Here is a 22,991-nt window from a genome sequence, read left to right on the forward strand (position 1 = left end):
GTCGTCCCGGGCGTTCCGGGCTCCCACCCGTACAGACACGGTCGGGGGTCAGGACTCATCGGCCGCCGCGCGAACCCTCGCGGACACGTCGTCCGCCGGCGGCGCCCCGGCTCCGGGCCCGGGACCGTCCCCGTTTCCCCCGACCGCGTCCTCCGCGGACGGTGCGGAGCGCAGGAGCACGAGGGCGACCGTCCCGAAGACGACCATGGCCGCGGCGCCGACCGCCCCGGCCGCGTTGAGGCCCAGGGTGAACGCCTCCCGCGCGGGCCCGAGCAACTGGGCGGCCAGGTCGGCGGGCAGCTCCGCGGCGACGGCGACGGCCCCGGCGAGGGTCTCCCCCGCCTGGTCGGGGACGCCCTCGGGGACGGCGGTCCCGGTGCGGTAGACGGCGGCGGCGAGGCTGCCCAGGAGGGCCACGCCCATGGCGATGCCGAACTCCCCGCTGGTCTCGGACATGGCGGCGGCGGCGCCGGCGCGCTCCCTGGGCGCCGCCCCGACGACGATGTCGGTGAGCAGGGCCGCCCCGGGCCCGAGGCCGATCGAGGCCAGGAGGAGCCCGGTGACGACGAGGGGGGTGCCCTGTTCGGCGGGGACCAGGAACAGCAGGACGAACCCGGCGGCGCTGACGAACATGCCGCCGCCGATGACGTTGGCGCGCCCGATCCGGGCCGCCAGGGGCGCGGCGACCAGGGTGGCCGCGACCATGGCGAGCGCCGGGGGCACCTGCCACAGGCCGGCCACCAGCGGCGAGTGTCCCGCGACCAGCTGGAGGTACTGGCTGAGCAGCAGGAACGTGCCGCCCATGGCGACGGCGCCGACCATCATCACCCCCAGGGAGGGGGCGAACGCGGGGCGGCGGAACAGCCTCAGGTCCAGCAGCGGCTCCGTCAGGCGCAGCTGGCGGCGGACGAACACCGCTCCCACCGCGAGTCCGACGGCGACGGCGGCCAGGGGCGCCAGGACGGGGCCTCCGCCCGCGGCGGTCTTGAGGCCGTAGACGACGGGCAGGATCGCGGCCAGGGACAGGGCGACGCCGAACAGGTCGGGGCGGCCCGGCTCCGGGTCCCGGAACTCGGGCAGGAGCAGGGGCGCGCAGACCAGCAGCAGCACCATGACGGGCACGCCGAGCAGGAGGACCGAGCCCCACCAGAACCACTGGAGGAACAGGCCCCCGACGACCGGGCCGAAGGCGGTGCCGCCCATGAAGCAGCTCGTCCACACGGAGATGGCGACCGCCCGCTGTCCCGGGTGGGTGAACATGTTGCTGATCAGGGCGAGGGTGGAGGGCATGAGGGTGGCCCCGGCCACGCCCATGAGCGCGCGGGCGGCGATGAGCGCCTCTGCGGTGGGAGAGAACGCCGCGGCGGCGGAGGCGAGCCCGAAGACGGCGGCGCCGATCATCAGCAGCCGCCTGCGGCCGACCCGGTCGCCGAGGGTCCCCATGGTGACGAGGAACCCGGCGATCATGAAGCCGTAGACGTCCATGATCCAGAGCAGCTGGGGGCCGCTGGGCTCCAGGTCGGCCGCCAGGTGCGGCAGGGCCAGGTAGAGGACGCTCATGTCCAGGGAGAGCAGCAGGGTGGGCAGGGCCAGTACCGCGAGGCCGAGCCAGGTCCGTCCGTCCGCGCGCGGAGGCGCCCCGCCGGTCCGTGTCTTGCCGTTCATCGCGACCTTTCTCCTGGATTTTTCGTTCATGTGTACGGACCAGGAGGGGACCGGGAACTCATCGTCCGGGTCAAAAACAAAGAACGCTTTTTGGGACGTTCATTGACAGACTTCCGCCAACTGCGCTGATAGCGTCAAGCGGCCGACCGGACACGGAGAGTGCCGCACGTGCGCGCCGACGTGTCCCTGTGACAGTTGGGGGAGCGCCCTATGCGAGCCGTGGTCTTCGAGAACTACGAGCAGTTTCCGTCACTCACCGACGTCCCCAAGCCCTCTCCCGGCCCGGGGGAGGTCCTGCTCCGGGTCGCCGGCGCGGGCGCGTGCCACTCCGACGTGAGCGTCTACCGCCACTTCAAGGAGGGGCAGCCGGGGGCGCAGAGGCCGCCGTTCGTCCTGGGCCACGAGAACGCCGGGTGGGTCGAGGAACTCGGCGAGGGCGTGAGCGAGCGCGTGAAGGTCGGCGAGGCCTACCTGGCCTACGGCCCGATCGGCTGCGGCCACTGCCGCAAGTGCGCCAAGGGCCAGGACACCTACTGCGAGAACGTCGCGACCATGCCCTACCTGGCGGTCGGTCTCGGCCGCGACGGCGGCATGGCCGAGTACGTGACCGTGCCCGCCCACCACCTCGTCCCGCTCGGCGACGCCGACCCGGTGGACGCGGCGCCGCTGTCCGACGCGGGGCTGACCCCGTACCACGCCGTCAAGCAGGCGCTGCCGCACCTGGAGGGCGGGGGCCGCCACGCCCTGGTCATCGGCCTGGGCGGGCTGGGACAGATCGGCGTGCAGATCCTGCGCGCGCTCACCGGGGCCACCGTGATCGCGACCGACGTCAAGCCCGAGGCCCGCGCGCGTGCGGAGCAGAACGGGGCGATCACCGTCGGGGCGGGCGCCCGGCAGGCGGAGGAGATCCGCGAGATCACCGGCGGCCGGGGCGTGGACGCCGCCTTCGACTTCGTGGGCATCACCCCGACCATCGCGACGGCGGCGGACACGCTGGCCCAGGGCGGCCGGCTGACGGTCGTGGGCATCGCGGGCGGCACCCGCGAGTTCTCGTTCTTCACCACCCCCTACGAGTCCTACATCACCAACACCTACTGGGGCACGGTGGAGGACCTGTGGGAGGTCGTGGACATGTACCGGGCGGGGCAGATCCGCCCCGACGTGGAGCGGTTCGGCATGGAGGACGCCCTGGAGGCGTACCGGAAGCTGGAGGCGGGCGAGGTCTCCGGACGGGCCGTGGTGGTCCCGCACGGGAGCTGACCCGCCGGGCAGGGGGCGGGGCCGGGCGGTCGCCCGGCCCCGCCCCCGGTGCGCAGGCCCCTGAAGCCCCGTGCCCGGCGCTCCCCCACCCGCCCGACCCGGCCCGACCCCGCCGACCTGCCCGTATGCGCCCCCGCGGCGCGGCGGCCCGCCCCCGCCGCCCCGCCGGGCGCCCTCCCGGGTCGGAGTCGCGCCGCGGGCGCCGGTCGGCCCGGCCCGGCGGGCGGCGCTCCGGCGGTCCCGGCGGGGCCGCCCGGTGATCGGCCCCCGGTTTCACCGCGGGGGAGGCGTGCTGCCAGGATGCCGTCAGCACTGGTAGGAACCGTGAGGAGAGACATGGATCTGGGGATCGCGGGAAAGGTCGCTCTGGTCACCGCGGCCAGCTCCGGCCTGGGGAGGGCCATCGCCGTCGCCCTGGCCGCCGAGGGCGTGCACGTGGCCGTGACCGGCCGTGACAAGGAGCGCCTGGAGGCCACCGTCGCGGCGTGCGCCGAGCACGGCGTGTCCGCGCTGGCCGTGGAGTGGGACCTGGCCGACCACGGGGGCGCGGCCGGGGTCGTCGAAAGGGTGGCCGCCGAGCTCGGCCCGGTCGACATCCTGGTCAACAACACCGGCGGACCGCCGCCCACCCCCGCCCTGGGCCAGCAGGCCGGGGTGTGGGAGGACATGTACGGGTCCATGGTCCTGCCCGTCATCCGGCTCACCGACGCCGTGGTCGGCGGCATGCGCGAGCGCGGCTGGGGCCGGATCATCACCAGCACCTCGTCCGGGCCGATCACGCCCATCCCGAACCTGGGCATCTCCAACACCCTGCGGGCCTCGCTGCACGCCTGGTCCAAGACGGTGTCCAACGAGGTGGCGGCGGACGGGGTGACCGTGAACGTCATCGTCCCCGGCCGGATCACCACGCCCCGCACGGACTCGCTGGACCGGGGCCGCGCCGAGCGCGAGGGCCGCCCGTTCGAGGAGGTGCGCAGCGAGTCGAGCGCCCAGATCCCCGCCGGGCGCTACGGCACCACGGAGGAGTACGGGGCGGTGGCCGCGTTCCTGGCGAGCCGCCAGGCCGCCTACGTCACCGGTTCGACGGTCCGGGTGGACGGCGGGCAGATCCCCTCGGTGTAGGTCCTCCGCGGAGGCCGGTCCCGGCCTCCGCCGGGGCCCGGGGCCCGGGGCGCGCCGCGTGCGCGCCCGCGGGCGCCGGTCCGGGCGGTGTCCCGGGACGCGCCCCCGCACGGTGGCGCGCCCCGGGGGTGTGGACGCGGCGGCCCCGGGAAGGGGCACCGACAGCGGCACGGTTCCCCGCGCCGCCGGCCCCGGGCCACGGGAAGGGGAGTCCATGGACCACGCGAGCGAACGGACCGGAGACGCACCGCCGGAGGCGGGGCCCCCGCGCCCGGCCGCGCGCGCCTCCAGGAGAACGCCCGGCCCGAGCAAGGCCGAGCTGGAGGCGGCACGCGGCAGAGTGGTCCCGGACGTGGTGAGGGACGGCCTCGACGTGCTCTTCTGCGGTATCAACCCCGGTCTGACCGCGGGCGCGGTCGGGCACCACTTCGCCAAGCCGGGCACGCGCTTCTGGCCCTCCCTGCACGGTTCCGGCTTCACCCCCCGGCGGCTCCGGCCCGACGAGGAGGAGGAGTTCCTGGCCCTGGGCCTGGGGATCACCAACTTCGTGGAGCGGGCCACGGCCCAGGCCGAGGAGCTGGGCAGGGAGGAGATCGTCGAGGGCGGGAAGAGGCTCCGGGCCAAGGTCCTGCGCAGGCGGCCCCGGTGGCTGGCCGTCCTGGGGATCACCGCCTACCGGGAGGCCTTCGGCGACCGCCGCGCGGCGGTGGGGCCCCAGGACATGTCGATCGGCGACACCCGGGTGTGGCTGCTGCCCAACCCCAGCGGCCGGAACGCGCACTGGCTGCTGGGGCCGCTCACCGAGGAGTTCGCCCGTCTGCGGCGCGCCGCCGGGCTCCCGGACCGGAACCCCGACCGGGACTGACGGGTGCTGCGGGGGCACGGCGCACCGGCGGGGCGGTGCCGGACCCCGGGTACGGAGGGGCCCGCCACCGCCGCAGAGGCCCTGGCGCGCCCGCGGTGCCGGGACGCGGGGGGCGGGGGCTCGGGCCGCCCCGGCGCACGCGGCCCCGGGACGGCCGCCGGAACGCGGCCCGCGGCTCAGCGGGGCCCGCCGCTCCCCCGCTTCGGCGGCAGGGGGACGAACGCGCTGGTGCGCCGGGCGTAGTCGGCCCAGCCGGGCCGTCCCGCCATGTGCTCGTCCAGCAGGCGCTGTCCCGACCCGCGGGTGAGGAGGTAGGTCATCACCAGCGGCGCGGGCAGCGTGAGCAGCACCCACCACGAGCCGTCCAGGGCGACCAGGAACAGCCCCCACCACACGCAGGCGTCGCCGAAGTAGTTGGGGTGGCGCGTCCACGCCCACAGTCCCCGGTCCATGATCCGACCCCGGTTGGCCGGGTCGCGCTTGAACCGGGTCAGCTGGGCGTCGCCGACCGACTCGAACACGAACCCCGCCAGCCACACGAGCACGCCGAGGGCGGCGAGCGGGCCGAGCGGGGCGGTGGTGTGCGCGGCCGCCTGGACCGGCAGGGCGACCAACAGGACCAGGGCGCCCTGGAGGAGGTAGACGATCCGCAGGGCGTACAGGCGCGGGTTGCCGGGGGCCCGGGAGAGCAGGCGCTCGTAGCGCGGGTCCTCTCCCTTGCCCCGGCCCCGCCGGCCGATGTGGACGGCCAGGCGCACGCCCCACACGGCGGTGAGCCCGAACAGGAGCCAGACGCGGACCGGGTCGCCGGTCGCGGTCAGGACACAGGCCGCCGCGACCAGGACGAACGCCGCCCCCCAGGCCGCGTCCACGACGCTGTGCCGCCCCACGCGCAGGCCGACGGCGAAGGTCGCGGGCATGAGCGCGGCCACGGCCGCGGCGGACACGGCCAGGGTGGGGAGGAGCGCGGCGGCGCTCACCGGGCGCCCCCGCAGGGCTCCCCGGCCCCGGCCGTCCCACCGGAACCGGCGGGACGGCAGGCCCCCTGCGCGCGGGCGTGCCCGGAGGGGGACGGGGTGCGGCCGGGCCGTACGGCGAGGACCTGGTCCACGCCCATGCGCCCCTCCTCGAAGGCCAGCGCTCCCCCGGCCAGGTAGAGCCGCCACACGCGCGCCGACTCGGCGCCCACCAGGTCCACCAGCTCCCCGTGGCGGCGCTCCAGCTCGGCGGACCAGGCGCGGGCGGTGCGCACGTAGTGCTCGCGCATGGCCCGCACGCCCCGCACCTCCAGCCCGGCGTCCTCCAGCAGGCCGACCGTCTCCCCGACCGGACGCATGTGCATGTCGGGGGCGATGTAGCGCTCGATGAACGGGCCCCCTCCCGGGTGCCTGCCGCGCCGGGACATCTGCTGGAGGAGCAGGCGCCCGCCGGGCCGCAGCCGCGCGCGCAGGGCGCGGGCGAAGGACGCGTACCCGTCGCGCCCCACGTGCTCGCCCATCTCGATGGAGGCGACGGCGTCGAAGCCCGTGTCGTCCACGTCCCCGTAGTGCTGGAGCCGGACCTCGACCAGGCCGTCGAGCCCCTCCGCGCGGGCGCGGTCGGCGACGTGGTCGCGCTGGCGGGCGGACAGGGTGACGGCGGTGACCGCCGCCCCGTGGTGCCGGGCGGCGTACAGGGCGAGGGAGCCCCAGCCGCAGCCGACGTCGAGGAGGCGGTCGCCCTCGGACAGGCCGAGTTCGGAGCACACCAGGGCGAGTTTGTCCCGCTGGGCGTCGGCGAGGGTGTAGCCGGGGTCGTCGCTGGTCCAGTAGGCGCACGAGTAGGCCATGGACTCGTCCAGGAGGAGTTCGTACAGGTCGTTGCCGGCGTCGTAGTGGTGGGCGATGGCGGCCGCGTCGCGTGCGCGCGAGTGGCGGCGCCCCCTCAGTGCGGCCTCGGCGGAGGGCGCGGGCGGGGGCGGACCGACCACGCCCAGGGCCACGAGCGCGCGGGCTGCCCTGGCGGCCTCCACCGGCCCGGGCAGGGAGGTCCCGTGGCGGGCGACGCTCGCCCAGGCGCGGCGCAGCCCGTCGGTGAGGTCGCCCTCGACGTCGAGCGAGCCGGTGACGTAGGCGCGCGCGAGTCCGAGTTCTCCGGGGCGGGCCAGGACGTGGCGCACGGCGTCGCGGTCGCGCAGGACCACGCGCGGCGCGTCGGCGGGTCCGGCCTCGCTGCCGTCCCAGGCGCGCAGCCGGACGGGCATGACCCCGTTGAACAGGCCGGCGACGAGGGGCGCGAGGAAGTGGGCGGCGCCGCGCGGGGCGGAGGTCCCCGCCCCCGGTCCCCCCGCCGCACCGGGCGCCGGGACGGTCGCCGCGGTCGTGCCGACAGGGTCGGTGGTCGCGGTGGTGGTATCGGTGGTCACCGGGCATGCTCCATGATGATCTGCTCGACGTCGATGATCCCGGACAGGAATCCGGCCTCGCAGTAGGCGAGGTAGAAGAACCACATGCGGCGGAAGGTGTCGTCGAAGCCGAGTTCGCGGACCCTGTCCGCCGCTCCGTCGAAGCTCTCCCGCCACACGCGCAGGGTGTCGGCGTAGTCGCGGCCGAAGGACAGCCGGTCGACGACCGCGAGGGAGGTGCGGGCCCGCAGCTGCTCATGGACGGCGGTGACCGAGGGGATGAGCCCGCCGGGGAAGACGTACTTGTGCATCCAGGTGTAGGAGCCGCGCGAGGCCCGCATCATGCCGTGCTCCATGGTGATGCTCTGGAGGGCCACCCGGCCCCCGGGCCGGACCAGCCGGTCCAGGGCCGCGAAGTAGACCGGCCAGTAGCGTTCGCCGACGGCCTCGACCATCTCCACACTGACGACGGCGTCGTGGACGCCCCGCACGTCGCGGTAGTCGCACAGTTCGACCTCGACCAGGTCGGCGACCCCGGCGTCGGCGACGCGGGCGCGCGCCAGGTCGCGCTGTTCGGCGGAGAGGGTGACGGTGGTGACGCGGGCGCCCCGGCGGGCGGCCCGGATCGCGAGCTCGCCCCAGCCGGTGCCGATCTCCAGCAGGCGGGTGCCCGCGGTGACCCGGGCGCCGTCCAGCAGGCGGTCGATCTTGCGCTCCTGGGCCCGGGCGAGCGTCTCCCGGTCGCGCGGCTCGTCCCCGGCGAACAGGCCGGACGAGTAGGTCATCGTCCGGTCCAGGAAGACCGCGAACAGGTCGTTGGACAGGTCGTAGTGGTGGCTGATGTGGCGGCGCGCGCCCGCCCGGGTGTTGCGGTCCGAGGGGGGCCGCCGCGGCAGGGTGACGTGGCGCAGCGGCTGGAGGGGCCGCGGCACGAGGTTCGCGTAGTCCCCCGCCAGGCGGGTGAGCAGGGCGACGGGGTCGGGCGAGTCCCACTCGCCCGCCATGTAGGACTCCCCGAAGCCGATGAGTCCGCCGGCGGCCAGGCGCCGGTGGAAGGCGTCCGGGTCGCGCAGCCATAGGACCGGGGCCCCGGCGCGGTCACCCCCCGGGTCCGGGCCGGGGTCCTCGGGCCCGGTGTGCACGCGGACGCCCGCGCGCGGCGGCGTACCCGGTGAGGGCGCGGGCCGCGAGGGCGCGCAGGGGGACGCCGGGGACCCGGGCCACGTCGGGCCATCTGCGGGCGTCCAGGGCCTGCGGCGTGTGGGGACTGGTCGTGGTCATGACCGTGCTGCCTTCCGTTCCTCTGTGCTGGGCGGCGGCCCGTCGGGGCGGGGCCGGACGGGCAGGCCGCGCAAGTGGAGTGCGACGCCCTGGACGCGGATGCGCAGGGCTCCGACCAGGGGTGCGAGGGGGTACCGCAGCGCCCGCAGGAGCAGGGACGCGGCGGTGGCGGGGCGCCGGACGCCGTGCACGGAGGCCGTGAAGGGGGGCCGGCCCTCGCGGTGCAGGGCGATGGTGAGGGCGAGTCGCTCGCCCGGTTCGGGGAGGCTGACGCGGTAGTGGCCGTCGACGTCGTTGAACGGCGACACGTACAGCGCCTTGCCGGTCCGCGCACGGCCGCGCCCGTCCACCTCCAGCAGGTAGCGGTGGCGTCCGCCGTAGGTGTTGTGGACCTCGGCGACGACGCGGGCGAGGCGGCCGTCGCGGTGGTGGCACCAGTAGACGGTCAGGGGGTTGAACACATGGCCGAGGACCCGGGCGTGGGCGAGCATGAGCACGCGTCCGCCCTCCAGGTCGACGCCGTGCTCGGCGAGGTAGCCGTCGATGTCCGCGCGCGGCGGCCCTGCGGGGGCGCCCCCGGCCGGTCCGTGGTCGGCGGCGCGGAACCCGGCCAGGAGGCGCAGCGGCAGCGGCGGGCGCGGCAGGTCGTCCAGGTCGACCAGCCAGTAGTAGGTGCGGTGGGCGAAGGCGTTGCGCACGGGTTCGACGCGCACGTGGCGCACGGTCGCCTCGTACAGGGCGGGCGCGGGTGCGGGCCTCACCAGAGGGTCCCCAGGGAGGCGGCGGCCCGGACGCCCGACGCGCAGCCGTCCTCGTGGAAGCCCCAGCCGTGGTGGGCGCCGGCGAACGCGACCACGCCGTCGTCGAGTTCCGGCAGCCGGCGCTGCGCGGCCAGGGAGGCGGGCGTGTAGACGGGGTGGGCGTAGTCGGCGGCGGCCACGACCCGGGCGGGGTCGACCCTGTCGGTCCCGTTGAGGGTGACCACGTACTGGTCGGCGGCGTCCAGGCCCTGGAGCCGGTTCATGTGGTAGCTGACCCGCACGGGGTCCCGGTCGGGTTCGCAGGAGGCGAGCCGGTGGTTCCAGCTGGCCCAGGTGGAGCGGTCGCGGGGCAGCACGGAGGTGTCGGTGTGCAGCAGGGTCGGGTTGCGGGAGTAGCCGAAGGCCCCCAGGACCTCGCGCTCGGCGTCGGTGGGGCGTTCGAGCAGGGCGAGGGCCTGGTCGGCGTGGGTGGCGACGACCGCCGCGTCGAAGTCGAGGGTGTCGGTGGGGGTGCGCAGGCGCACGCCGTCGGCGGTGCGGGCCAGGGAGCGGACGGGGCTGCCGGTGCGCACCGCGTGCAGGTTCCCGGCGATGCGCTCGACGTAGGAGCCGGAGCCGCCCACGACGGTGCGCCAGCGGGGCGAGCCCCACACGCCGAGCATCCCGTGGTTGGCGAGGAAGGCGAAGAGGTAGCGGGCGGGGTAGTCGGTGGCGGCGCCGGGCGGGCACGACCAGACCGCCGAGACCAGGGGGAGGAGGAAGTGGGCCCTCATGTACGGGCTGAACCCGTGCCGGTGGACGAACTCGCCGAGCGTGGGCTCGTCCGTGCCCGGCCGCGCCCCGGGCGGGAGCGTGCCGGGCGGGAGCGTGCCGGGCGGGAGCGTGCCGGAGGAGGGGGTCCGGCGGCCCGCCGGGCGGCGGACCCCGCGTGTGCCCCGCCCGGCCCCCCGCACGCGCGTCCCGGCGGTTGCACCGCCGTGCGCGGCCCTCTCCCCCTCGTCGGCGCCGTCCGGGGCGGAGGCCAGCAGGCCCCGGGCGGCGCGGTGGAAGCGGGGGATCTCGGCGAGCATCCGCAGGTAGGCGGGGCCGCGGCGGGAGCGGTTGGGCAGCATGGCGCGCAGCCCGCGCGCACCCGCGTACTCCAGGCCGCAGCCGTCGCAGCTGACCGACATGCTCATCTCGGTGGGCTGCGTGCGCACGCCGAGTTCGTCGAACAGGCGCAGCAGACGGGGGTAGGTCCGGCGGTTGTGCACGATGAAGCCGCTGTCGATCCGGAGCTCCCCGCCGCCCGCGTCGGCCACCCGGTGGGTGTGGGCGTGCCCGCCCAGGCGGTCGTCGGCCTCCAGCAGGGTGACGTCGTCGTCCCGGTTCAGGATGTGCGCCGCCGTCAGTCCGGCGACCCCCGACCCGATGACGGCGACGCGGCGCCGCCGGAGGGTGTGCTGCCCTGTGCCCATGCGTCCTCACTCACGTGTGCGATGTGGTGTGGGTGATTCGGCGCGGACGGGACCGCGGATTGGTCCGGATGGCGATGAAATGGGGTCGGGGCGTGGCCGGGGGGCGACAGGCCCGGCACGGGCACGGCCGGCGGCGAGGAGCGTGCGACCGGGCCGCGCGTGCGGCACGGACACGGTCGGGGCGGGGGCGTGTGCCCGGACGGAGCCCGGCCGGACCGCTGTCGCGCGGGGCGGGCCGCGCCGGCCGCCCCCTGTGGGAAGCCCGCGGGGCGCGCACCGGGGGACGCGGGGCCGGTCCCCGGCGTGGCACCGGCAGGTCGGGCCCCGTGAAACAGGACACCTCCGAGCGGGGGTTCCCGCGCCGACCGGCGGGGACGGAACCGGTGCGCGGGCGGTCCGCATCCCCGGTCACCACGGCGTCCTCCCGACCGCGGGGACCCCGGGTCCGGCCCCGCGCGGCCCCTCCCCGCGGTCGGACGCCGGGCGCGCCCTTATGGACATCTCACCCCTCGCACACCACTCTGGGGCCATGAGGCTTCTGAGGCGTCTACAGACGACGGACAAGAGGATCTACGACCGGGTGACCGGGATGGGGATGCCACTTCTGGACCCGTACACGCCCAAGTTCGTCCAGGCCACCGACAACATGGCCCCCTGGTTCGTGATATCGGCGACCCTGGCGGTCAGCGGCGGGCCGCGCCTGCGGCGCACGGCGCTGCGGGCGATCATCGCCGCCGGGACCGCCAACGGGGTCTCCGCCGTGGTCAAGCAGCTCACCAGGAGGATCCGCCCGGACAACTCCGCGGTGCCGAAGGCGCGCACGCCCTACAAGCACTACGGCAGCTCGTCGTTCCCCTCCGGGCACACCGCGGCCGCGGTCGCGTTCGCGGGCGGGGTCATGGCGGACGCGCCCCGGCCGCTGTCGGCGCTGGCCGCGCTCCTCGCGAGCGGGGTGGCGTTCTCCCGCGTGCACAGCGGCGTCCACTACCCGGGGGACGTCCTGGGCGGGATAGCCATCGGGACAGGCGCGGCGATGCTGGCGCGCAAGATGCTCCCGGCCCGGCCCGAACTGGTCTTCGGCGCCCACGCGGTGGCCGACGGCGTGGCGGACGTGGACTCCGAGGGCTCCGGGACGACCGTGGTGGTCAACCCGCGCTCCGCCGCGGGCGCGGTGCCGGGACTGAGCAGCGCCGACGTCACCAGCCGGGTCGCCCGGGCCCTGCCCAAGGCGCGGATCATCCCGATGTCGGCGGACGACGACGTCTCCGCCGTCCTGGACGAGGCCGCGCGGACCTCGGACGTCCTGGCGATCGCGGGGGGCGACGGCACGGTCAACGCCGCGGCCAAGGCGGCGCTCGACCACGGGCGCCCGCTGCTGGTGCTCCCGACCGGCACCCTCAACAACTTCGCCCGCACGCTGGGGCTGACGTCGGTCGACATCGCGTTGCGGGCCTTCTCCGACGGGCGGCTGGCCCGGGTGGACGTGGGCGAGGTGGACGGGAGGATCTTCCTCAACACCGCGTCGTTCGGCTCCTACCCGCGCATGGTGGAACGGCGGGACGCGTGGGCAGGCCGGATCGGCAAGTGGCCCGCGTTCGCGCTGGCCCTGTGGCAGGACCTGTGGGAGGTGAACCCGACCCCGGCGCTCGTGGACGGGCGCCCGACCCTGGTGTGGTGGGCGTTCGTGGGCAACGGGCGCTACCGCACGCACGCCCGGGTGCCCGCCCTGCGCGAGCGGCTCGACGACGGGTGCCTGGACGTGCGGGTGCTCAGCGCGCGGGAGCCGTTCCCCCGTCTGCGCGCCCTCGCGGACGTCCTCCTCGGAGAGATCACGCAGCGCGACGGCTACGTGGAGCGGCTGACCACCGGGCTCACCCTGTCGATCCCCTCCGAGCCGAGGCTGCTCGCCGTGGACGGCGAGGTGCTGGAGGGCTCGGAGAACGTCCGTTTCACCAAGCGGCCGGGGGCACTGCAGGTGTTCGTGCCCGCCATGGGCTCGGGGGCCTGACCGGGCCCCGCCCCGGGGGCGGCCCCGTCAGCGGCGACGGCGGGAGCCGCACCGGTCGGCGTCGGAGTCGCAGTCCAGGAGCAGGCTCAGCCCTGCGCCCAGGAGCCAGGAGTCCTTGGCCAGGGGGAGCCCGTCCTGCGTGGGACGCAGGCTCTGGGGACGGCGCATGCCCGGGGTGCGCAGATACAGGCCGAGGAGGGACGCCCCGAACGCAGTGAGGCCGGCGCCCGCGAGGCGGCTGGGCACGACCGGGAGGAGCAGGGCGGTGCCCAGGGCGATCTCCCCGGCGGACAGCAGCCGCACGAACGTGGTGGGGTCGACCTTGCTCAGGAAGGGGTAGGTCCCGACCGCCATGCCGTGCATGCCCTCGGCCGCCTCCCCCTCGACGCCGCGCTTGTCCAGCCCGGAGTTGAGGATGAACGCCCCCGTGATGATCCGCAGGGGCAGGTCGCGTGTCTTGAAGGGCAGCTGCATGGTCTCTCCGTGCCTGGTGGGATGAGTTACCTTCAGTCACGAAAATGCTACCCATCGCCGGACGCGGTGGCGGGGACGACCCGCCGGGGCGCGGGACCCGCGCCTGTCGGCCCGGCGGGCCCCGCCGGGCCGGGGTGTCCGCGCGATCGGCCCCGTGCCGCCGCCCCGACGGGCCCCGGGAAAGGGGCGCGCACGGGCCCGGACCGCGTGCCCACGGACCCCGGGCTCCCCAGGGGCCACGGCCTCGCACGGTGACCGGGCCGGGGCGCCGCCCCCGACGTCGTAGGGGCGCACACCCGGGGACCCCGGGTCAGGAGTTCTCCCGGGGACGCCAGGTTCTTCCGCGTCCCGCCTTCTTGGGCTTGCGGAGCAGGGGCCGGGACGACTTGCCCTCGTCCGGCTCCCCGCCCTCGGCGTCCGTCGCCGGGTTCTCGGCGCCGGCTCCGGCACGGGCGGTGGCGTTCTTGCGCTCCGCCCTCTTCAGCCTCTCCAGGCGCTCCGCCCTGCTGGTGACGGCGTCGGCACGGGCCGCCCCGGACTTCGCCGCGCGCTGGGCGCGGGCGAGCGCCCGTTCGGGACGCGCGGACTGCTCGGGGGCGGCGGGCGGCTCGGACCGCCCGACCTGGGCGGTCGGGGCAGCAGGGGCGGCCGGGGTGGGCGCGCCCCCGTCCGGCCTCGGGCGGCGGGACCGGACGGCGCGTTTGGCGGCCTTGCGGAGGGGGACGGGTTCCTCCTCGGGGGCCTGCTCCTGCTGGGGAGGCGCCGTGTGCTTCTTCTGGGCGGGGCGCTCCGCACGGGCCGGGGAGGCGACCACCGACGGGACCGTGCCCGTGCTCGGACGCCCGGGAGCGGGCCGCGTGGCAACGGGCTCCTCCGAGGGGGCGGACCGCGCGGGCGCGCCCCCCTGCGGTGCGGCGGACTCGGGGACGGTCTCCTCGGCCGCACGCTCCCGGGATGCGCCGCCCCCGGACGGGGACAGCTCGGAGGCGTACTGCTCGGCGGAGGGCCGTCGGGGTTCGGCCGCCACGGGAGCGGGCTCCTCCGTGGTGGACGCCTCCGGGGCGGGCTCCTCCGGCGCACGCTGTGCGGACACCGGTTCCCCGGGGGCGGCCTCCCGCCGAGCGGGTTCGGAGGTGACGGGCCCGGCGGCCGGGGACGGTTCCGCCACGGCCTCCGGGGACACCGGAGTCTCCGGGACCGCCTGCGCGGAAGCGGACGGCTCGGGGGCAGCCTCCTCCTCGGCGGCCGGGGACGCGACATCCGTCCGTGCGGCGTCCACGCGCTCGGACGCGGTCGGCTCCGGAACGGTCGGCTCGGACGCGGCCTTACGGGCTTCCGGCTCCTCGGACACCGGCGCCACGGCGGCGGACGGCCCGGGGACCGCCTCCGCGGGAGCGGAGAACTCGGACGGAACCGGTCGCGCCGCGGTCTCCTCGGCGGCGGAACGATCCGACCGGGCGCCCGACTGCGCGGCATCCGCCGACACGGCCCCGGGCCGCGCCTCGTCCGTCAACGCGGTCTCGGACCACGCGGCGGCGGACGGCTCGGACACGGACGGGACGGCGTCGGCCTGCTCGGTCTCGGTCCGTGCGGTGTCGGCCTTCCTGGCCGCGCGCGTCTCGCTCTCCCAGAAGTCGGTGTTCCAGACGTCGACGTCCCAGAACCCCTCCTCCGCGACGTCGGCCTCCTTGGCCCTCCTGGTCTTCGCGGCCTTAGCGGCCTTCGTGGCCTTTCCAGCCTTGCGGTCCGCCTTCTCACTCACGGGCGCCCCGGTCGGCTCCGTCCTGCCAACCGCCTCGAACGTCTCGGTCGCCTCGGCCAGCTCGACCGCCTGGGTCGTCTCGACCGTCTCGGCGGACTCGGTGGACTCGGCCACCTCAACCGTCCCGGTCACCTCAGCCGTCTCGGCGGACTCGGCCGACGCGGAGACAGCCTGCTCCCCCAGGGCGCCGAGGAACGGCTCGGCGAAGGCACCGGCCTCCTCCACCGTCTCCGCCGGGGCGGCCTCCTGGCTCTGCACCCGGTCCTCGGCCTCCTCCACGGCGGGCGAGGAGTGGCGGTAGGCGCGGACGGCGTCCATGACCTCCTCGGCGGTCGCACCGGGCCAGGAGCAGTGGAAGACCGGGTTGAGCGGCGGACTGGTCTCGGTGATGAGGCCGTCCTCCTCGATGACGCAGCTGCCGCCGAGCGGCCAGCGGCCCAGGATCACGGCCGTGATGCCCTGGTGCTGGCCGTGCAGCAGCAGGCCCGACAGCGCGGTCTCGTGCTCGGAACCGGGCGCGGTCACCAGGGCCAGGGGGCTGTCCGGCCGCGGTTCCCGGTCCTCGGCGATCCGGTGCAGCTCGTGCTGGAGGACGGTCAGGGCCTCCTCCATCGTGCCGACCATCCGCACGGGTTCGCAGGGGTGCGCGCGCAGCAGGTCGCGGCCCCGCTCGCCCACCAGCCGGGCGGCGTCGGCCTCGGTGAGCAGCACGCGCACGGAGTTGTGGTCGAGGCGGTCGAGCGCGTTGACGATGAGGCGCCGGGCGGCCCCGGCGGCGCCCGGACCGGTGATCCCGAGACCGGGCACGTGGTCGAGTTCCACCGTCACGCGCTCGTCGATGTCCTCCCCGGGGGTGGGCCGGGGAGGGCCGGCGGTCAGGGCCAGGCGGCGGGACGCCCTCGGCAGGCGGGGCAGGCTCAGGTTCACGCTGGGCATGCGGACGCCGCGCTTGCCCAGCAGGTATCCCCCGGCCAGGCCGGCGAACGCCACGGCTCCGGTGACTGCGCCGTCGGGGATCTCCACGACCAGCACCTCGCGGCCGTCCTCGGCGGCGGCCTCGGCAGCGGCGGCGGCCGCCGCCTCCACCGGGTCGTCCTCCTCGGCGGCGTCAGCGGCTTCCCCTGCCCCGGCAGCGGCGGCAGGCTCCTCGGCCTCGGCCGCCGCCATCACACGGGACTGGAGGGAGGTCGGCTGCGGGACGACGGTGTAGGTGACCTCGGCCCTGCGCTGGGCGGCGGCGCCGCCCTCGCGTGGCTGCTCGGAGCCGACGCCGTCCACCGTCATCTCCGGGGCGTCCTCGCCCAGGGCCTCGTCGAGGTGGTCGGCGACCGCCTGGGCCCGGCGCTCGGACAGCTCCTGGTTCGCCTGGACTGTCCCGGTGGGATCGGTGTGACCGGTGATGCGCACGGGCGTCTCGGTGTCGCCGTAGGAGTCGATCATGTCCACGACGGGCGCGAGGTCGTCACGCATCTGCTCGGTGAGCTCGGCCGAGCCGACGCCGAAGCCGGAGACGGTGCGCACCCTCTCCACGGGCTGGGCGGACGGGGCCTCCTCGGGGGCGGACGGCGCGTCGCCGTCCCGCTCCCCGTCCGCCTCCTGGTCGTCCTGTGTGGTGACCGCGTCGGCGAACGCCGTGGCCGGGGCGAGCGCCACGGTGCCCACGGCAGCGGCGGCCACCACCTGGAGCGGCCCCAGGGGGCGCAGCCTCCTGGGCAGGCCGCGCAGGCGGGCCAGGGTCTCCACGGCCAGTCCGGCCGTGTACAGGCCCCACAGGGCCCAGAGCACGGTGATGAGCAGGGCGGTGAACACGCCCGGTGGCAGACGCCAGCCGCGCAGGTGTGCCGCGGCCACGGCCCACGAGTCCGGCAGCTCCGGCCAGGGCAGGTGCCACAGGAGCAGGTAGGGGATGCCGAGCAGGATCGCCGCTGCGAGCAGGAGTGCGCTCAGCCGTCGGATCTGGGACATGTCCGCCTCACTGGAGCTAGGGGGTCGCCTGGGTGTGGGGCCGTGCGGTGGCCGTGGCGTCGACGGTGGTCGAGCCCATCGGCAGGAGGGTGAAGGAGTATCCCACGGAACAGGTCACGGTCACGGTGTCGCCGCTGACCGAGACCGTACCGGTGGCGCCGGCGGCGTTGAGGAAGGACTGCGCGGCGGCGGACGCCGCCGAGGGGTCGAGGGCGACCTCGCTCGTGCCCTCGCGGTAGGCGGCCCAGTCGAGCTGTTGGACGCCCGCCCGGGCGGCCTCCTGGGCCAGGGTGGCCGCCTCGTTGCGGGCACCCAGCAGGCCTCCGCCGTCGGTGACCAGGCCCAGGCACAGCAGGAAGGCCGACGCCAGGACGGCCACGAACGCCGTGGTCTGACCGCTGTCGTCCGTGCGTCTCACGGCTGCCCCCTGAAGGTGTCGACGACGACCGTGGCGTCCCCGGTGATCGTCATGGTCCCCGGGACTCCCAGTCCGGTCAGGCCGCTCAGCCCGACGCGGCACTCGACCACGGCGGCGACCGCCCCTCCGGGGGTCAGGCCGCCGTGGTCGAGGGTGACGGAGTGGTCGCCGCACACCAGACCGTTCTCCGCGAGGGAGCTCGCGGCGGTGCCCGAGGCAGCAGCCTCGGCCGCGCCGACGCTGCGTTCGAGGGAGGCCGCCCGGGCGGCTGAGTGCGCCACCTGGTCGGCGGTGGAGTTGGCGTCCGCCACCCTCCCGGCGAGCACCATGAGCATGGCGAACGCCAGGAGGGCGGGGGTGAGGAGCGCCAGTTCCACCGAGGCCGAACCGCGGTCCCCCTGACTCGTGTCAGGGGACTGTCGAAGGCTCACGGGGCGGCCTCCGCAGGGACGAAACGCTCCACGGGCGCGGTGACCTCGTGGCCAACAGGCCAGCTGATGCCGGGGATGAGGCTGGGAACCTCGGCGTCCACGACCACGCGTACCTCCTGTGCACTGCGGTTGACGGACACGTCGAGGCCGGAGAGGAAGGAGCTCCCCCCTCCGTCGGCCACCGACGTGCCGCCGCCCGCCGTGCGCGACTGTTCGGCGGTCCTGCGCGCGATGTCCGCGACGACGTTGTCGCCGTGCATCCACAGGGCCGTCTGGACGACCAACAGGACCAGGAGCAGCAGCGCAGGCGCGGCGACGGCCATCTCCGCGCTGCCTCGGTCTTCCCGGGGAGCGCGCAAGGCTAGCCGCCGGAGATTGTGGCGATTTCGAGGTCCACGCGAGCGCCGATAGCAAGAACAAGCCCTGCGGCTACAGTCACCAGGGCAGCGGTGATGATGACCGTCTCGGTCGAGTAGCCGTCGTCCCTTCGGCTGAACAGCAGGGAGCTGAGGTAGGCGGTGATGCGCTGCATCGGGGGTCTCCAAAACGGTCGGGTTTCTCATCAGCTGAACAGGATGTGGCTCATCGCCGGATATCCCAGGAGTGCCAGGAATCCAGCAAAAAGCAGGACCACCGGCAGGCTCATCCGCTCGGTCGCGGACTGGGCCTCGGCGTCCATCTCGGACAGGAACTGGGTGCGCAGCGTCTTGGCCTTGGCGGCCAGGGAACTGCGAATGCGAGCGCCGTCGGCGCCGGCCAACTGGAGGCTGGCCGCGAGTTCGGCGAATTCCGGGGTGTCGTAGCGCTCGCCGAGGTCGCGCAGCGCCGTCCAGGGCGACTGGCGCATGAGCGCCGCCTCGCGCAGGCTCTCCCGGATGCGGGCCATGGCCCACCCGTTGCCCGCGGCGCCGGCGTCGGCCAGTGCCCCGTTGACTCCCGCGCCTCCGGCCAGGGAAACCACGACCAGGTCGGCGAAACCGGCCAGGGCGCGCCGCATGCGCTCCCGGCGCTTGTCGGCCTCGTCGCGCAGGGACATGTCCGGGGCGAACCACACGATCACGGCGAAGGCCGCCCACATGGCCATCGCGAGCGCGCCGGACGGAAGGACGCCGGCGAGGGAGAGTAGACCGCCCAGCAGCGGGGGGAAGGCGATTCCCAGGACCAGGGCGGTGAACTTCTCGGCGAGGTAGGACGCCGGTGAACGCTCGCACACCCGCAGGTTGCGCCGCGTGCGCGGCCCCGGCATGCCGAAGCCCTCCAGGACCGGGGCGCCGATCCCGCCCAGGCGCGCGAGCACCCCGGTGTCCGGGCCGGCGGCCACGTCCTGCCGGGGAGGGGGCGGGGCGGCCAGGCGTTCGGCGAGCGTGGGCCTCGCCCAGCGGGCCGCGAGGAGCGCCCACAGAGCCAGCCCGAGGGCGGCGCCCGCGAGGACGGCGGCCAGGGTGGGGGTCATCGGACGGCCTCCGAGGTACGGACGGGCGCGGGTTCGGGTGCGAGCACCCGCGGCCCCAAATCGAAGCGGGACATGCGGGACAGCCAGACCAGGGCGCCCGCCCACAGTGCACCGATACCCGCGAGGACAACCTGGCCCAGGAAGCCGTCGAACGGCTCCATGTACTCGCCGTTGATCACCAGCAGGAACGCGGCCATGCCCACGGTCGTGCCGACGATGATCCGGGTGGAGGTGCGCAGCCGCGCGCGGCTGGCGGCCACGCGCACGAGCATCGCCGCCTGTTCGCGGGAGGCCTCGGCCAGCGTGCCCAGCAGGGTGCCCAGGTCAGTGGCGTGCCTCGTGGCGGCCGTGCTCAGAGCGGCGGTCACGAGGTCGGCGGTGGGGTTGTCGACCTCGTCGGCGAAGACTCGCAGGGCGTCCTGCGTGGACCCGCCCGCGCGCAGCCGGTCGGCCAGCCTGGCGACCGGCTCACGCACCGGCTCGGGTGCGATGGGCACCGTGGCGGCGACGGCCTGGTGCAGACCGGCGGCGCCGGCCATGAGGTCGCGCAGCATCTCGGTCCAGGCCGCGACGGCCTCGATCCCGTCCACCTGTTCCTGGTGACCGCGGTCGGGCCCCAGTACAGCGGGCCCCCACCAGCAGCCAGCGGCGACGAGCACCCCGGCCACCGGCCAGCCGGTGAGGATCCAGACGAGCAGGCCGCCGACGATCGCCGCGACCAGGCGCAGCGGCCGCTGCCGGCCGAACAGCAGTGAACGCCAGGGCGGGATCCGCGAGGTGCGCGAGCCGCCGCCGGACGCGGCCAGCGACGCCAGGGCCAGCCAGAGCCCCGCGCCGAGCAGGACGCCGGCGGCGGCGACGAGGAGGACAGGGGTCGTCATCGCGTCCACCCCACCGTGTCGGGACTGAGCATCGCGGGGTCGAAGCCGGCCTCGGCCAGGGCGTCGAGCGTGTTGGGGCTGGGCGGGGCCGCGGGCAGTGGCCCGTTGCGGTCGCGCCGGTAGACCTCGTTGGAGACCACGTTCTGCCCCTCGGCGCCCACCACCTCGCGCACGCTCGTGACCATGCGGCCCCCGGTGGGCAGTGCGGACACGTGCACGACCAGGTGCACGGCGGCGGCCACCAGGGAGGCCGTGGCGTCCAGGGGCAGGCGCTCGGCGGACTGGGCGGCGTAGGCGCCCAACTTGGTGAAGGCGCCCGCGGAGTTCGCGGCGTGCAGGGTCGTGAGGCTGCCGTCGTTGCCCTGGCTCATGGCGTTGAGCAGCGGGACGGTCTCGTGTCCGCGCGTCTCACCGACGATGACCCGGTCGGGCGACATGCGCAGGGCCGTGCGCACGAGGTCGGCGATGGTGATCTCGCCGACGCCCTCGACGTTGGCCGGGCGGGCCTGGAGGGCGACGCAGTCGGGGTGGGCGTCGCGGTCGCGGTCCAGGCCGAGCTCGAACACGTCCTCGATGGTGACGAGGCGCTCGTCGACGGGGATCTCGGCGGCCAGGGCCCGCAGCAGGGTCGTCTTGCCCGCGCCGGTGCCGCCGGTGATGACCATGTTGCGGCGGGAGCGCACCCCCGCGCGCAGCAGGGCGACCAGGGTGTCGTCGATCGTGCCCAGTTCCTGGAGCTGGCCGAGGGTGGTGCGGCCGTAGCGGTGGCGTCGGATGGACACCGAGGGCTGCCGGGCGACCTCCATGACCGCGTTGAGGCGCTCGCCGCCGGGCAGCTGCATGTCGAGGATGGGCGCCCCCGGGTCGAAGCGGCGCTCCCCCGTGGCGGACTCCGACGCCAGGCGACGGACCAGGGAGACGACCTCCTCGGGGTCGGCGAAGAGGGAGTCGTGCCGCTCGCGGCTGCCGTCGGCGCGGCGCACCCACACGTGCACGCCGTTGATGTTGATGTTCTCGATCCCGGGGTCGTCCAGGAGGGGCTGCAGGGGGCCGAGGCCGCACACCCGGGCCAGGGCGCCCGCGGCGACGGAGGCCTCGGTCGTGGCGTCGAGCACCTGCCGGCCCTCGGACAGGGCGCGGCCCGCGTCCTCGTCGAGGATCTGGGCGATGACGCGTTCGGCGCGGGCCCGGTACTCCTCGGGCGAGTCCTCGGGTTCGCCCCGCGTCTCCTCGCTCAGCCGCCGGGTGGCCTCGGTGACGGTCCGCTCCACGCGGTTCGCCACGGTGCGGGCCCGGTCGGTGTCCAGGAAGTAGCCGTCGGTGATGTCGTACCCGGCGTCGTGTCCGCTGCTCATGCGCGAGCTCCCGTCGCCTCGGGCGCGGGCGCCGGGGTTGCGGCGCCGTCGGCCGGGCCGACGGGTCGGGCGCCCTCGGCGAGGTCGGCCGCCAGGCGCGCCGCCGCCTTCAGCAGAGGCCTGCGCTCCGGCTTGCGCGGGTTGGTCTCCCCGCGCAGGAAGGAAGCGGAGCGCTCGTCGGTGGGAAGCCGTCCCCACACGCCCGGGCCCAACGCGCCCTCGATCTCGCGGACGCCGCCGCTGCCGCCGACGACGACGGTGCGCAGGCGCGGCAGGCTGCGGGCCAGCGCCTCGGAGGCCTCCTTGGCCCGGCGCAGCTGGGCGAGGTCGTCGGCGACGAGCAGCAGGGCCTCGTCGGCCCACGTGGCCAGCGCGGCGGCCGCCGCGCCGGGGGTCAGGCGGCCCAGGTCCAGCACGACCGCGGGCCCCGCCGGGGAGGCGAGCACGCCGGGGTTCTGGGACAGCAGGCGCACCGCGCCGTCGGCGCGGTCCGCGGTGACGGGCGCGTGGCACACCGACAGCCCTCCGGGGAGGACCTGGGTGTGCGCGGCCAGGTCGGCGGAGGCGCCGCCGTGCCGGGATGCGGCGGCCAGGCCGGTCAGGCCGGGCTCGGGCTGGAGGCGCCGCCAGGTGGCGACGTCGCCGCCGGAGGCGTCGGCCTCCACCAGGACCGCTCCCGCCCCGCCGGGCCAGACCGCGGCCAGTGCCATGGCCGCGCAGGTGACGCCGGGTGCTCCGCCCAGGGAGAAGAGCGCCACGGTCCGGGGCATCACGCGCCTCCCCGGGGGTTGACCTGGACCACGCTGACACGCTCGACGGCCGCCGCGGAGGCGATGGCCGCGGCGTCGGCGGAGGAGGCGACGAGTTCGAGCTCCACGGAGCCGTCCTCGGCCGCGGAGGGCTGGACGTCCCGCACGAGTGCGCGGTAGGCCTCCACTCCGCCGGTGGCACCCTCCTCGGGGTGCACCACCACGGAGACCGCGGCGCCGGGTCCGATGGAGGCGGGGAACCGGCCGACGCGCAGGGCCACGCCGAGCACGGCGCGGTCGCGTTCGGGGAAGGCCGCCTCGGCGCCCAGGGCGGCCTCGGGGAGGAGGCCGCCCTCGGTGACGGGCACGGTGAGGGTCTGGCCGACCGTCGACTCCAGGCTCTCGGAGCCGACGAAGGAGACCCCGTCGGCGACGGAGATCCGCTCGATCCGCAGGTCCTCCGCGGCCACCACGTGGCCGGCGGGCAGGTCGGTGTCGGCGACGAGCACCCCTTGGCGGTCGTCCATCTGCTCCAGGGCCAGGACGCCGCTCAGGCCTCCCGCGGTCATCATGCCGAGGGCAAGGACCAGCCACCGCCAGCGGCGGGGTCCGCTGCCCAGGAGCCGCACCGGAGGGGTCTCCCCCTGCCGCGGGGAGGCCGCGGGCGCCGGTGCCGTCTTCGTGTCCACCACGTCTGTCGT

At 75.8% G+C, this 22,991-nt stretch carries 20 protein-coding genes and 1 pseudogene; 4 read left to right on the plus strand and 17 right to left on the minus strand.

Annotated elements, in window-relative coordinates; translation table 11 throughout:
- Positions 1–48: 48 nt before the first annotated feature.
- Complete coding sequence (locus tag OUQ99_RS21240; protein WP_267945548.1) at positions 49–1,665, minus strand: MFS transporter; 1,617 nt, start codon at positions 1,663–1,665, stop codon at positions 49–51.
- Between the two features lie 210 nt (positions 1,666–1,875).
- On the opposite strand from OUQ99_RS21240, the gene OUQ99_RS21245 reads away from it, so the two are divergent.
- The 3 genes from OUQ99_RS21245 to mug all read left to right on the plus strand — a co-directional run bounded on the left by OUQ99_RS21245 (position 1,876) and on the right by mug (position 4,912).
- The gene (locus OUQ99_RS21245) at positions 1,876–2,925 is read left to right on the plus strand and encodes an NAD(P)-dependent alcohol dehydrogenase (RefSeq protein WP_267945549.1); all 1,050 of its coding nucleotides are present in this window, start codon (positions 1,876–1,878) and stop codon (positions 2,923–2,925) included.
- Between the two features lie 336 nt (positions 2,926–3,261).
- Complete coding sequence (locus tag OUQ99_RS21250; protein WP_267945550.1) at positions 3,262–4,047, plus strand: SDR family oxidoreductase; 786 nt, start codon at positions 3,262–3,264, stop codon at positions 4,045–4,047.
- Between the two features lie 319 nt (positions 4,048–4,366).
- Complete coding sequence (gene mug, locus OUQ99_RS21255) at positions 4,367–4,912, plus strand: G/U mismatch-specific DNA glycosylase (RefSeq protein WP_344185904.1); 546 nt, start codon at positions 4,367–4,369, stop codon at positions 4,910–4,912.
- Positions 4,913–5,088: 176 nt separating this feature from the next.
- On the opposite strand, the gene OUQ99_RS21260 is transcribed toward mug, so the two are convergent.
- From OUQ99_RS21260 to OUQ99_RS21280, 5 genes and pseudogenes are all read right to left on the minus strand, one after another.
- Positions 5,089–5,832 (minus strand): DUF1295 domain-containing protein, encoded by a 744-nt coding sequence (locus OUQ99_RS21260; protein ID WP_431061534.1) that lies wholly within the window; start codon positions 5,830–5,832, stop codon positions 5,089–5,091.
- Positions 5,833–5,888: 56 nt separating this feature from the next.
- On the minus strand, positions 5,889–7,316 hold the full coding sequence (locus tag OUQ99_RS21265; RefSeq protein ID WP_267945553.1) for an SAM-dependent methyltransferase: 1,428 nt from the start codon (positions 7,314–7,316) through the stop codon (positions 5,889–5,891).
- Positions 7,313–8,576, minus strand: a pseudogene (locus OUQ99_RS21270) (class I SAM-dependent methyltransferase). Before OUQ99_RS21270 ends, OUQ99_RS21265 begins: the two are co-directional and overlap by 4 nt.
- Positions 8,573–9,337, minus strand: coding sequence for a DUF1365 domain-containing protein (locus OUQ99_RS21275; RefSeq protein WP_267945555.1), 765 nt, complete (start codon positions 9,335–9,337; stop codon positions 8,573–8,575). Before OUQ99_RS21275 ends, OUQ99_RS21270 begins: the two are co-directional and overlap by 4 nt.
- Positions 9,334–10,794 carry an NAD(P)/FAD-dependent oxidoreductase gene (locus OUQ99_RS21280; RefSeq protein ID WP_267945556.1) on the minus strand — a complete coding sequence of 487 codons (1,461 nt, stop codon included), beginning with the start codon at positions 10,792–10,794 and terminating at the stop codon, positions 9,334–9,336. Before OUQ99_RS21280 ends, OUQ99_RS21275 begins: the two co-directional genes overlap by 4 nt.
- A 529-nt stretch (positions 10,795–11,323) precedes the next feature.
- Between OUQ99_RS21280 and OUQ99_RS21285 the strand changes: the two genes are divergently transcribed.
- Complete coding sequence (locus OUQ99_RS21285; protein WP_267945557.1) at positions 11,324–12,802, plus strand: bifunctional phosphatase PAP2/diacylglycerol kinase family protein; 1,479 nt, start codon at positions 11,324–11,326, stop codon at positions 12,800–12,802.
- Positions 12,803–12,829: 27 nt separating this feature from the next.
- Here the strand turns inward: OUQ99_RS21285 and OUQ99_RS21290 are convergent, their stop codons facing one another.
- From OUQ99_RS21290 to OUQ99_RS21340, 11 genes are all read right to left on the minus strand, one after another.
- Positions 12,830–13,276 carry a hypothetical protein gene (locus tag OUQ99_RS21290; RefSeq protein WP_267945558.1) on the minus strand — a complete coding sequence of 149 codons (447 nt, stop codon included), beginning with the start codon at positions 13,274–13,276 and terminating at the stop codon, positions 12,830–12,832.
- Positions 13,277–13,586: 310 nt separating this feature from the next.
- Positions 13,587–17,003 (minus strand): OmpA family protein, encoded by a 3,417-nt coding sequence (locus OUQ99_RS21295; protein WP_267945559.1) that lies wholly within the window; start codon positions 17,001–17,003, stop codon positions 13,587–13,589.
- A 16-nt stretch (positions 17,004–17,019) separates the two neighbouring features.
- Complete coding sequence (locus tag OUQ99_RS21300; RefSeq protein ID WP_267945560.1) at positions 17,020–17,421, minus strand: pilus assembly protein TadG-related protein; 402 nt, start codon at positions 17,419–17,421, stop codon at positions 17,020–17,022.
- Positions 17,418–17,852 (minus strand): TadE/TadG family type IV pilus assembly protein, encoded by a 435-nt coding sequence (locus OUQ99_RS21305; protein ID WP_267945561.1) that lies wholly within the window; start codon positions 17,850–17,852, stop codon positions 17,418–17,420. The genes OUQ99_RS21300 and OUQ99_RS21305 overlap by 4 nt, the downstream gene beginning before the upstream one ends.
- The gene (locus tag OUQ99_RS21310; protein ID WP_267945562.1) at positions 17,849–18,175 is read right to left on the minus strand and encodes a TadE/TadG family type IV pilus assembly protein; all 327 of its coding nucleotides are present in this window, start codon (positions 18,173–18,175) and stop codon (positions 17,849–17,851) included. The genes OUQ99_RS21305 and OUQ99_RS21310 overlap by 4 nt, the downstream gene beginning before the upstream one ends.
- A gap of 38 nt (positions 18,176–18,213) precedes the next feature.
- Positions 18,214–18,384: a hypothetical protein gene (locus tag OUQ99_RS21315; protein ID WP_267945563.1), complete on the minus strand. Its 171-nt coding sequence runs from the start codon at positions 18,382–18,384 to the stop codon at positions 18,214–18,216.
- Positions 18,385–18,414: 30 nt separating this feature from the next.
- Complete coding sequence (locus OUQ99_RS21320) at positions 18,415–19,305, minus strand: type II secretion system F family protein (RefSeq protein ID WP_267945564.1); 891 nt, start codon at positions 19,303–19,305, stop codon at positions 18,415–18,417.
- Positions 19,302–20,195 (minus strand): type II secretion system F family protein, encoded by an 894-nt coding sequence (locus OUQ99_RS21325; protein ID WP_267945565.1) that lies wholly within the window; start codon positions 20,193–20,195, stop codon positions 19,302–19,304. The genes OUQ99_RS21320 and OUQ99_RS21325 overlap by 4 nt, the downstream gene beginning before the upstream one ends.
- Positions 20,183–21,541, minus strand: a complete 1,359-nt coding sequence (locus tag OUQ99_RS21330) for a CpaF family protein (RefSeq protein ID WP_267945566.1) — start codon at positions 21,539–21,541, stop codon at positions 20,183–20,185. The genes OUQ99_RS21325 and OUQ99_RS21330 overlap by 13 nt, the downstream gene beginning before the upstream one ends.
- Positions 21,538–22,311, minus strand: coding sequence for a hypothetical protein (locus OUQ99_RS21335; RefSeq protein WP_267945567.1), 774 nt, complete (start codon positions 22,309–22,311; stop codon positions 21,538–21,540). The genes OUQ99_RS21330 and OUQ99_RS21335 overlap by 4 nt, the downstream gene beginning before the upstream one ends.
- Positions 22,311–22,982, minus strand: coding sequence for an SAF domain-containing protein (locus OUQ99_RS21340; RefSeq protein ID WP_267945568.1), 672 nt, complete (start codon positions 22,980–22,982; stop codon positions 22,311–22,313). Before OUQ99_RS21340 ends, OUQ99_RS21335 begins: the two co-directional genes overlap by 1 nt.
- Positions 22,983–22,991 lie beyond the last annotated feature (9 nt).

The organism is Streptomonospora nanhaiensis, from assembly GCF_026642255.1.
In the GTDB taxonomy this organism is placed as follows: domain Bacteria; phylum Actinomycetota; class Actinomycetes; order Streptosporangiales; family Streptosporangiaceae; genus Nocardiopsis; species Nocardiopsis tropica.